Source organism: uncultured Marinobacter sp. (assembly GCF_963974375.1).
Taxonomy (GTDB): domain Bacteria; phylum Pseudomonadota; class Gammaproteobacteria; order Pseudomonadales; family Oleiphilaceae; genus Marinobacter.
This window is the reverse complement of sequence record NZ_CAXBDN010000151.1, coordinates 1-10,329: the sequence shown is the minus strand read 5'-3', so window position 1 is coordinate 10,329 and position 10,329 is coordinate 1. Positions and strand designations below refer to the sequence as shown.

Genomic DNA, 10,329 nt, shown 5'->3' with positions numbered 1-10,329 from the left:
TCCACCGACCCCATGCTCCAGTTATGGTCCCCTTCCGGCTTCTCCCGGGTCAGGTAGATTTTCTCCGGACGCAGGGCAATCAGGGTGTCCGTGGTTTCAGCCGGCGTGGTGACACCCCGGTCGATGAACACCGGGGCGTCCAGCAGCTGGCTGGTCAGCAGAACGCTGTCGGCGTTGTCCTCGCGGATACTGGCGTCAATGATATTCACCGAGCCGATGAACTCGGCGGTCATGCGACTGTTGGGGCTTTCATAGATATCAATGGGCGAGCCCACCTGGGCTATGCGGCCATGAGACATGATGGCGATACGGCTGGCCATGGTCATGGCTTCTTCCTGGTCGTGGGTCACCATCAGGCAGGTGGCGCCGACGTTCTCCAGGATATCCACCAGCTCCAGCTGCATTTCGGTGCGCAGTTTCTTGTCCAGCGCCCCCATGGGCTCGTCCAGCAGCAAAAGCTTGGGCCGCTTGGCCAGCGAGCGGGCCAGCGCCACCCGTTGCTGTTGGCCACCGGACAACTGATGGGGTTTGCGCCGGGCGAAGGCTTCCATCTTCACCAGCTTAAGCATGGCGGCTACCCGGTCGCGGATGTCGTTCTTGGGCAGCTTGTCCTGCTTCAGGCCCATGGCAATGTTCTGCTCCACCGTCATATGAGGGAACAGCGCATAGGACTGGAACATCATGTTGGTGGGGCGCAGGTAGGGCGGCAGCGCGGTGATGTCCTCACCGTCCAGCAGCACCCGGCCACCGTCCGGCCGCTCGAAGCCCGCCAGCATCCGCAACAGGGTGGACTTGCCGGAGCCGGAGCCACCCAGCAACGCAAATATCTCACCCTTGTGGATGTCCAGATTGACGTTATCCACCGCCAGGGTGCCGTCGAAGCTCTTGGCTATGCCCTGAATGCTGAGCAGCACCTCCGCCGGAGCGGAAGTGCCGGGTGCGTTAACCACCCCTCAGCGACCAGACTTGACGCTGGTCCAGGTGCGGGTCATCAGGCGCTGGGCGTCCTGGGGCCGACCTTCCATCAGGTAGAGCTTCTTCATCACCTCCTCAGACGGATAGATGGAGGGGTCGCTCAGGATTTCTTCATCCACAAACTCGCTGGCGGCCGCGTTGGGGTTGGCGTACCAGACGTAGTTGGTGATGTCGGCGATGATCTCCGGCTTCATCAGGAAGTTCATCAGAATGTGGGCGTTTTCCACGTTCGGCGCGCCGACGGGGATGGTCATCATGTCAAACCACAGCACCGCGCCTTCTTTCGGAATGGTGTAGAGAATGACGTTGCCGTTCTCCGCTTCCTCGGCGCGGGCAGCGGCCTGCAGGATGTCTCCGGAATAGCCGGCAGCCACGCACAGATCACCGTTTGCCAGATCGCCGATGTAACGGGAGGAATGGAAGTAGGTAATGTTCGGACGCACAGCCTTGATGACGTCACCGCCCTTGCGGATGTCGTCGGCGTTGTTGCTGTTGGGGTTCAGGCCGATGTAGGCCATGGCTGCGCGAACCATTTCCTCACCGGAATCCAGCATGGCAATGCCACAGCCGCCGGCGGCAAGCTTGCCGGTGACTTCAGGATCAAACACCAGAGCCCAGGAATCCGTGGGTGCATCCTCCCCCAGAATTTTCTGGATGCGTGCCTCGTTGTAGCCGTAGCCGTTGGTACCCCACAGATAGGGAAGGGAGAACTGGCTGCCCGGGTCCACCAGCTCCAGCTGGGCCATCAGATCCGGGTGCAGGTTGGTCCGGTTCGGCAGCTTGCTGTGATCCAGGGCCACAAACGCTTTGGCAGAAATCTGCTTGGCCACATAGTGGTTGGACGGCACCACCAGGTCGTAACCAGAACGTCCGGACAACAGCGCTGCTTCGAGCACCTCGTTGCTGTCGTAGACGTCATAGATGACCTTGATGCCGGTTTCTTCTGTGAACTTCGCAAGAGTGTCTTCGGCGATGTAGTCAGACCAGTTGTACACACGCACTTCTCCAGCCGCCAAGGCTGCAGACGTACCCATAGACAGAGCAATAGCGGCAGCGATTGCTGCGGGCTTACACAACTTCAACATGGAACTGTCCCTCACTGAAAAGGGATGGATACAAAGCGTGCAGGACGCACGCGGTGTTGTGCAGGTCTGCTGAGGGTGGCCTTCTGGCGGCGGAAACGTCGCGCAGAGACTCCTTTGAGGCTTGTCCTGGAAACGGTGGTGGGGAACCTCCGTATTCTCGCGATATTTATCATGAGAATGGGGGTCGCACCAGAATTATTTTCGTGTGGAATCCTGTGAGTTATGCGTATTGGGAGATAAACCGTTGATGGTGGTTTATCCTTGTCGCAAACCAACGCCTGGCCCGTGCCACGCAGCTGTAACCGAGGAGCCCGAACATGTCCAACCTTCCGCAACTGACCGATGCCCTGCTGACCCTGGAAAACCGGGTGGCAGTGCTGACCATGAACCGCCATGACCTGCGTAACGCCCTGACCGGCTCTCACCTGATTGATGATCTGGTGACCACCGCAAACTGGGTCAACCACTGCGATGACGTCTCGGTTCTGGTGATTACCGGTGCCGGCTCCGCCTTCAGCGCTGGCGGTAACATCAACGACATGGCCAACCGTGGCGGCGATTTCGCGGGTGATGTGGCCGAGTGCGCCGACCGCTACCGCAAAGGCATCCAGCAGATTCCCCTGGCCCTGCAGGCGGTGGAAGTGCCCATCATCGCGGCCGTCAATGGCCCGGCTATTGGTGCCGGTTTTGACCTGGCCAACATGGCGGACGTGCGCATCGCCTCCGAGAAAGCGAAATTTGGCGAAACCTTCCTCAACCTGGGCATCATCCCCGGTGACGGCGGCGCCTGGCTGATGCAGCGCCTGATCGGCTACCAGCGCGCCTTCGAACTGACCCTCACCGGCCGCATTGTGGAGGCCGCCGAGGCCAAAGAACTGGGCATCGTGCTGGAGGTAGTCCCCGCCGACGACCTGATGCCAACCGCCATGAAAATGGCAACCCGAATCGCCAGCCAGCCCCCCAAAGCCACCCGCCTCACCAAGCGCCTGATGAAAATGGCCCAGCGGATGGAACTGAAAGACTTCCTCGACCTCTGTGCCGTCTTCCAGGGCATGTGCCACAACGAGCCAGAGCATTTGGATGCGGTGAACAAGATGCTGGAGTCTATGGCGCGGAAGTGAGTTGTAAGGCCTGAAAGTGTGCTCAGGTACGTGATTTCGTCAGAAGTCACGGGTAATATTGCGCTGGTCTCTTCATGCCTATTAGCAGTAGAGACCAGAACTTCCATTTGGATGGAAACGATCACATAGAAAGGAGTCTTCAAATGAGCCAGGTTTCGCTCAGCCTTCCCGTAATCAGTGACCAAAATGTCGTGCTTACCGACCAGGAAGCGCGCGATGTCTTTGTGTTCTTCTGGCCGGAACGAACGCAGGCCATCGAGCGCATGGCATTGGACATTGATGCCCGCCGGTACGCCCAGGCTCTGCTTATTGTCGCGGTGGACGCCTCTTACCTCGTCGGTTTTGTCGACATATTGGTGAATGCGATCATCCGGCGAAAGCCAGGTGCCAGAGTTCAGGCGCTTATCCGTAAAATTACCCGGAAATATGTCCAGCACTGGTGGAAGAACGCGACCGAAGAAGACCTGCTGGATCCGAAGATTTACGATACTGTTCGCCGGACTATCGCCCTCAAACAAAAGACGCGTTTTGAAATGCTCCTTGCGGGAATTGCCTCTCTGCCTGCAATGCTTCCTTCATTTGAAGTGGCAGATCTTGGTGCTGGTAACGTCATCTGGATCTGAGGTTGGTCGAAATGAAAAAGTTAATAGTGGGTTCGCTGGTTTTACTATTTGTACTTATCGTTGGCGCTGGTGGTATCTCTGCATACCATTTATCCACCAGCTCTCCCGTCACTCTGATTGTCTATATGAGTTCGGATGAGTCGCCGATACTCCTGCGATGGGGCGCCGAAAAGGCGCTATACGCGTTTCACCCAAGCGAAGACGACGTTCAACAACTGAACGCCGAAGCTGGAGCTCGCTATGCCGCTCTCTATCCTGATCAATCCAAGGCGGACAAGCTTCTCGGTCATTTTCTGGAGAATGGTGTCGATGTGAACGCGATAGACCGAGCCAGCGGGTCGGGTGTGACGGCGTTGCATTCGGCGGTACTCGAGCGGAATCCCTATGCCGTCAGGTTGTTGCTTGAACATGGAGCCGACGCTGGAATGGCAGGCGCGCAGGGCCGAACGCCGCTGGATTTTGCTGAGATGCTACAAGATCAGGACCCGGGAGCGGATATTGCGGAGATTATCCTGCTATTGGAGCCGGCTCAGAGTTAGCCAGATTAGAAGGATTTCACCGCTGAGTGGTGGGGCTTTATGCCTTGAAGCCCCCTTAATCCTAAGTTCAGGGACTCGTTCGGCTTAGCGTTCCCGTCCTCGTAACCGCTCCCCACAGGCCTCCCCAAACGCCTTCAATAACGCCCGGTAGAAGGGGTAGTCGCCAACCTCGTGATCGGGATGCCACTGCCATTCCGGGTGCCATTGCACGGCCAGGTTGAAAGCCGGGGCGTCGGTGAGGGAGAAGGCTTCTACCAGGCCGTCTTCGGCCACGGCTTCCACCTGCAGGCCCGGGGCCAGGTCGCGTATGCCCTGTTCGTGCAGGGAGTTAACGTAAACCGGATCTGGCGTGCTCCAGATCTTCGCCAGTCGTCCGCCCGGGAGTATGCGGATGGTGTGGCCACGGCCATAACGGTCGGCCAGGGGTGACTGTTTGTCTTCCCGATGTTCCTGAAAATGGCCAACGTTATGGAGTTTCTGGTGCAGGGTGCCGCCCAGGGCCACGTTCATTTCCTGAAAACCACGGCAGATGCCCAGAATCGGCACGCCAGCGGCGACGGCGGCGCGGATCAGGGGCAGGGTGGTGGCGTCCCTTTTCGGGTCGTGTTCGGTGCCCGCTTCACTGCTCTCGCCACGGTAGTGGTGAGGTTCGATGTTGGATGGCGATCCGGTCAGCAGAATGCCGTCCAGCCTGGCCACCAGCTGGCTCAGGGGAAGACCCTCGCCCAGCGCGGGAATGGCTACCGGAATAGCGCCGGCGCCCTCGGACACGGCCCGGGTGTATTTCTCACCGACCGTGAATATGGGGTGTTCGCCATCGGGCCGCTGGCTGCAGGCACTGATGCCGATCAGGGGCAGGGTCGCTGCAACAGGTTGTGAAAACGGGTGTGTAGGCAAGGACAGTGAACTCCAGGTGGTAACAGGGTTTCCTGATCAGGAAACACGCAATTTCTAGCACGCTGATGTCTGCTTAACCAGCGATTTCCGCAGAGGCGCCCTGCGTTATGTGCGTATCTTGCAAAAGGCCACAGAAAACAGGATAAAGGAGCGTTAGGGAGCGTCGGCAGAGGTTACTGTGGGCGGCTCCGGTGCATTCCTGTGCCGGCTTTTCGCCACAGGCCAGTTTGGGTTCAGAAAGGCTTTCCTTATGAGTTCTGGTTTCGCGAGTGCCGACGCATTTCTTCAGGCACACCCCGAGCTGCAGTTTGTCGATCTGCTGATTCCGGATATCAACGGCATTGTCAGGGGCAAACGGGTAGATCCATCGGCCCTCGCCAAGGTCTTTGAGCGGGGCATTGCCCTGCCGGCTTCTATTTTTGCCCTCAACATTCAGGGCACCACCGTTGAGGAAACCGGTCTGGGCCTGGATATCGGCGAAGCCGACCGGGTGTGTCTGCCGATAGCTGACACACTTACCATGGAGCCCTGGCAAAAGCGTCCTACGGCCCAGCTGCTGCTGACCATGTACGAGCTTGACCGGACAACGCCGTTCTTTGCCGACCCCAGGGTGGTGCTGCAGAACATCGTCAAACGGTTCGATGAGCTGGGGCTTACCCCGGTGGCAGCGTTCGAGATGGAGTTCTACCTGATCGATCAGGAGAACCTGGCGGGCCGGCCCCAGCCGCCAAAGTCACCGATTTCCGGCAAACGTCCTGCCGGAACCCAGGCCTACTCCATTGACGATCTGGATGAGTACGCCGAATTGCTGGCGGACGTTCTGGATGCTGCCCATGAGCAGGAGTTGCCGGCAGATGCGCTGGTTGCAGAGTCAGCGCCCGGTCAGTTCGAGGTCAATCTGCATTATGTGAACGATGCGGTGCGCTCCTGCGATCACGCCACCCTGCTCAAGCGCCTGATAAAAAACGTGGCCTACGACCATGAAATGGACACCACCTTCATGGCCAAGCCTTACCATAACCAGGCGGGCAGCGGCATGCACCTGCATGTAAGCCTGTTGGACAAGGACGGCCACAACGTGTTCGCCGGTGATGCTGAGCAGCCCAACGACATGCTGCGCTGGGCCATCGGTGGACTGGTGGCCACCATGAACGATGCCATGGCGCTGTTCTGTCCCAACATCAACTCCTACCGGCGCTTCAGTCCGGAATATTACGTGTCCAGCGCGCCTACCTGGGGTGTGGACAACCGCACGGCAGCCTTGCGGCTGCCCGGCGGCGACCCGGAAGCACTGCGTATTGAACACCGGGTGGCCGGCGCGGATGCCAATCCTTATCTGGTGATGGCGGCGACCCTGGCGGGTATCCATTATGGAATCTCCAACCGCATCGAGCCGCCCCCGATGACCGTGGGTAACGCCCATGAACAGCACGAAGCCAGTCTGGTGAACAACCTGCGGGATGCCTTGCGGGGACTGGGCCAGTCTGATGTGATGGCCGATTATCTGGGCATTCCGTTTCTGGACGTATTTGCCGCCTGCAAGGAGCATGAGCTGAACGAATTCGAGATGACCATTTCGGATCTGGAATACCTCTGGTACCTGCACACGGTATAACGCTCTTCCAGGGGCGCCCCGGCGTCTGCCGGGGGTGCTTCCCGGTTTGCCAGAATCTTGGTTCAGTCCACTATTTTCCTCGTAGATGGTAATCTATAGCTTGCTACGTCTGTGACAAAAACAAGGATAACCAATGTCCGAAGCGCTCTTTCTCCGTGACGGAGAGTTTTATGTGCCCACACCTGCCTCTGGTAGCCCCTGGAGCCCCGCGCACCTTCACGGCGGGCCAGTGGTAGGGCTGATGGCCCATGCGGTGGAGCAGGCGTCGGAGTCTGCGGATCTTCATCTGGCCCGGCTCACTGTGGATTTGCTACGGCCAGTCCCGAATTCGCCGTTGACGATAACCACCCGCCTGGTGCGTGGCGGCAAGCGACTGCAGATCATTGAGGCGTCCTTGATCGCAGGAGAGACAGAAGTCACCCGGGCCAGCGCCCTCTTTCTGGAAAACAGGCCGGTAACCGTACCGGAACATGGTCGCTTCCCGGCAACAGAGCTTGAGCCTCCGTCAGCGCCAGTTGAGGCGACGGTGGCTGAAGCCGGCGGCTGGCAGAACCGCTACAGTCCGGTGGGCCTGCACAGCACGGCCAAAGCCGTGGTTCTTGATGGCGTTAATGGCAGCGGCCAGGGGCTTGCCTGGCTGCGATTGCCATTGCCGCTGGTTCAGGGCGTGAAGACCAGCCCTTCGGTCATGGCGGCCACACTCTGTGATTTTGGTAACGGGGTAGGCCAGCTTAATCTGTCCAGCGATCTGGGCTGCATCAACACCGATGTCAGCCTCTACCTCCACCGGGAGCCGGTGGGTGAGTGGCTGGGGCTGGATGCCCGCAGCCGTATGCAGGATACCGGTGTCGGTCTGGTGGAGACGACGCTGTTCGACAGCCAGGGTGCAGTGGGTAAGATCCTGCAGGCGATTATTACCATGCGGACTCACGAAGCAGGGTGAAAGCAAAGCAATAGACTGCGGCAATCTTGCGTCACAACCGCACCTGTCAACGGCGTCCATTGGACGCCGTTGTTGTATTCCGGGCCCGTCGCCGGAATCAGTCCAGGGCCAGCCAGGTGGCTTTCAGTTCCGTGTACTTGTCGAAGGCGTGCAGGGACTTGTCGCGGCCGTTGCCGGACTGCTTGAAGCCGCCGAAGGGCGCGGTCATATCACCGCCGTCATAGTGGTTGATCCACACGCTGCCGGCTCTCAGGGCCTTCGCCACCTTGTGGGCGGTGTTGATGTTGGAGGACCAGACCGCCGCCGCGAGCCCGTAGATGGAATCGTTGGCAATGGCGATGGCCTCCTCGGCGGTTCTGAAGCCGATCACCGAAAGCACCGGACCAAAGATTTCTTCCGAAGCAATGCGCATCTGATTGTTCACGCCTGCAAACACCGTGGGCTCGATAAACAGGCCGCCGGATTCCTCCAGTACCCGCTTGCCACCTTCTACCAGGGTTGCGCCCTCTGACTGGCCAATCGCGATGTACTCGATGATCCGGTCCAGCTGGGCCTGGTCGACAATGGCACCACAGGTGGTGGCCGGGTCCAGGGGATGGCCGGGGCGCCAGGCCTTCAGGGCCTCACAGATCAGGCCAATGAATTCGCTGCGAATGCTTTCTTCCACCAGCAGCCGGCTACCGGCGGTGCAGACTTCGCCCTGGTTGAAGGCAATGGCCCCAGCCGCCTCGGCGGCGGCTTTTTCCAGGTCGGGCGCATCGGCGAAGACAATGTTGGGGCTCTTGCCGCCCGCTTCCAGCCACACCCGCTTCATGTTGGACTGGCCGGCATAGATCATCAGTTGTTTGGCCACGTTGGTCGAGCCGGTGAACACCAGGCAGTCTACGTCCATGTGTAACGCCAATGCTTTGCCCACGGTGTGGCCGAAGCCTGGCAGCACATTGAAAACGCCGGCAGGAACGCCGGCTTCGCTGGCCAGTTCCGCCAGCCGGATCGCGGTTAACGGAGACTTTTCCGAAGGTTTCAGGATCACCGAGTTGCCGGTGGCCAGTGCCGGCGCGATCTTCCAGGAGGCCATGATCATGGGGAAGTTCCAGGGCACGATGGCCGCCACCACGCCCATGGGTTCCCGGGAGATCATACCGATCTGGTTATGGGGCGTGGCGGCCAGCTCGCCGTACACCTTGTCGATGGCCTCGGCGGTCCAGCGTATGGCCCTGGCTGTGGCGGGGACGTCCACTGCCCGGGCATGGCCGATAGGTTTGCCCATGTCGAGAGTTTCCAGCAGCGCCAGTTCGTCGCCGTGGGTTTCAATCAGCGCGGCAAAGCGAATCAGTATTGCCTTGCGTTCGCTCGGTGCCAGTTGGCTCCAGCTGCCGCTGTCAAAAGCGGCCCGGGCCACCGCCACCGCCTGGTCGGCATCAGCCTGGTCGCAGCTGGCTACCTGGACCAGTTGGCGGCCGTCGATCGGGCTGACGGACGGAAAGGTCTCACCGCTGCCGGCCCATTGATAGGCCCCATTGACGTAGGCTCGGCCCTCGAACGTAAGCTGGTCCGCAAGGGCCTGCCATTGGTTCTGGTCTGTGGGAGTGGTTCTGGAAAGCACGGGGTGGGACATGGGGTGAACGCCTCGCAGGCTGTGGGATGGCCCAATCATAGCAGCACTTTGACGGCGCACCACAGGTACCGTTATAGGTAGAAGAACCTGTCTTCCCGCCGGCATCCGGCTGACATAGACTGAGCGCGAATTCCGCCATGAAGGCGGTATCGATCACCGATATTTTCACTGTTCACTGGCGACCATCCATGACCCAATTTCCCCCCGTTTCTTCCTATTACGCCGCCTCCGCCAACCCGGCACCGCAACGTCCGCCTTTGCAGGGACGCTGCGAGGCGGACGTGTGTGTGGTCGGTGCCGGCTATACCGGACTTTCCACGGCATTGTTCCTGGCAGAGGCGGGTTTTCGGGTGGTGGTGCTGGAAGCGGCGACGGTCGGCTGGGGTGCCTCTGGCCGCAATGGCGGCCAGATCGTCAACAGCTTTAGCCGTGATCTGGACACCATCGAGCGCCAGACCACGCCGGATCACCTGCGCCTGTTGGCGGAAATGGCCTTTGAGGGCAGCCAGATCATCCGCCAGCGGGTAAAGGCCTACGGTATCCAGTGTGATCTGAAGGATGGTGGCATTTTTGCCGCGCTCAACTCGGGCCAGTTCAGCCATTTGGAAGCCCAGCAGTCGCTCTGGCGCCGGTTCGGTTACGACCAGCTGGAATTGCTGGACCGGGAGGCCATGCGGGCCCGTGTCGGCACCGATCGCTATGTGGGTGGCGCCATCGACCACACCGGTGGCCATATCCATCCCCTCAACCTGGCTTTGGGTGAAGCCGCGGCGCTGGAATCTCTCGGTGGTGTAATCTACGAACATTCGCCGGTCATCAAGGTGGTTCACGGCCAGCCTGCGACAGTAACAACCGCACAGGGTGAGGTCAGTGCCCGCTTTGTGGTTCTGGCGGGCAACGCTTATCTGGGTGG

The 10,329-nt window shown here is 59.8% G+C and carries 10 protein-coding genes; 6 read left to right on the top strand and 4 right to left on the bottom strand.

Annotated elements, in window-relative coordinates:
- Positions 1–950, bottom strand: a 950-nt coding sequence (gene potA, locus AAC035_RS13180; RefSeq protein ID WP_339804914.1) for a polyamine ABC transporter ATP-binding protein, incomplete at its 3' end; no start/stop codon positions are given.
- Between the two features lie 3 nt (positions 951–953).
- Positions 954–2,060 (bottom strand): polyamine ABC transporter substrate-binding protein, encoded by a 1,107-nt coding sequence (locus tag AAC035_RS13175; protein ID WP_339804912.1) that lies wholly within the window; start codon positions 2,058–2,060, stop codon positions 954–956.
- 317 nt (positions 2,061–2,377) lie between these two features.
- On the opposite strand from AAC035_RS13175, the gene AAC035_RS13170 reads away from it, so the two are divergent.
- From AAC035_RS13170 to AAC035_RS13160, 3 genes are all read left to right on the top strand, one after another.
- Positions 2,378–3,181 (top strand): enoyl-CoA hydratase-related protein, encoded by an 804-nt coding sequence (locus AAC035_RS13170; RefSeq protein ID WP_339804911.1) that lies wholly within the window; start codon positions 2,378–2,380, stop codon positions 3,179–3,181.
- 143 nt (positions 3,182–3,324) lie between these two features.
- Positions 3,325–3,804, top strand: coding sequence for a hypothetical protein (locus AAC035_RS13165; protein WP_339804910.1), 480 nt, complete (start codon positions 3,325–3,327; stop codon positions 3,802–3,804).
- Positions 3,805–3,815: 11 nt separating this feature from the next.
- Positions 3,816–4,343, top strand: coding sequence for an ankyrin repeat domain-containing protein (locus tag AAC035_RS13160; RefSeq protein ID WP_339804908.1), 528 nt, complete (start codon positions 3,816–3,818; stop codon positions 4,341–4,343).
- A gap of 84 nt (positions 4,344–4,427) precedes the next feature.
- Here the strand turns inward: AAC035_RS13160 and AAC035_RS13155 are convergent, their stop codons facing one another.
- On the bottom strand, positions 4,428–5,240 hold the full coding sequence (locus AAC035_RS13155) for a gamma-glutamyl-gamma-aminobutyrate hydrolase family protein (RefSeq protein WP_339804906.1): 813 nt from the start codon (positions 5,238–5,240) through the stop codon (positions 4,428–4,430).
- Positions 5,241–5,490: 250 nt separating this feature from the next.
- Between AAC035_RS13155 and AAC035_RS13150 the strand changes: the two genes are divergently transcribed.
- Together AAC035_RS13150 and AAC035_RS13145 are read left to right on the top strand one after the other, a co-directional pair.
- Positions 5,491–6,855, top strand: a complete 1,365-nt coding sequence (locus tag AAC035_RS13150; RefSeq protein WP_339804904.1) for a glutamine synthetase family protein — start codon at positions 5,491–5,493, stop codon at positions 6,853–6,855.
- A 133-nt stretch (positions 6,856–6,988) separates the two neighbouring features.
- Positions 6,989–7,798: a thioesterase family protein gene (locus AAC035_RS13145; protein ID WP_339804902.1), complete on the top strand. Its 810-nt coding sequence runs from the start codon at positions 6,989–6,991 to the stop codon at positions 7,796–7,798.
- A 97-nt stretch (positions 7,799–7,895) separates the two neighbouring features.
- Here AAC035_RS13145 and AAC035_RS13140 read toward each other — a convergent pair whose 3' ends face one another.
- A complete protein-coding gene (locus AAC035_RS13140) occupies positions 7,896–9,416 on the bottom strand; it encodes an aldehyde dehydrogenase (RefSeq protein ID WP_339804899.1) in 1,521 nt (506 codons plus the stop codon).
- 188 nt (positions 9,417–9,604) lie between these two features.
- Here AAC035_RS13140 and AAC035_RS13135 point away from each other — a divergent pair.
- Positions 9,605–10,329: FAD-binding oxidoreductase (locus tag AAC035_RS13135; protein WP_339804897.1), on the top strand; the 725-nt coding region annotated here is incomplete at its 3' end.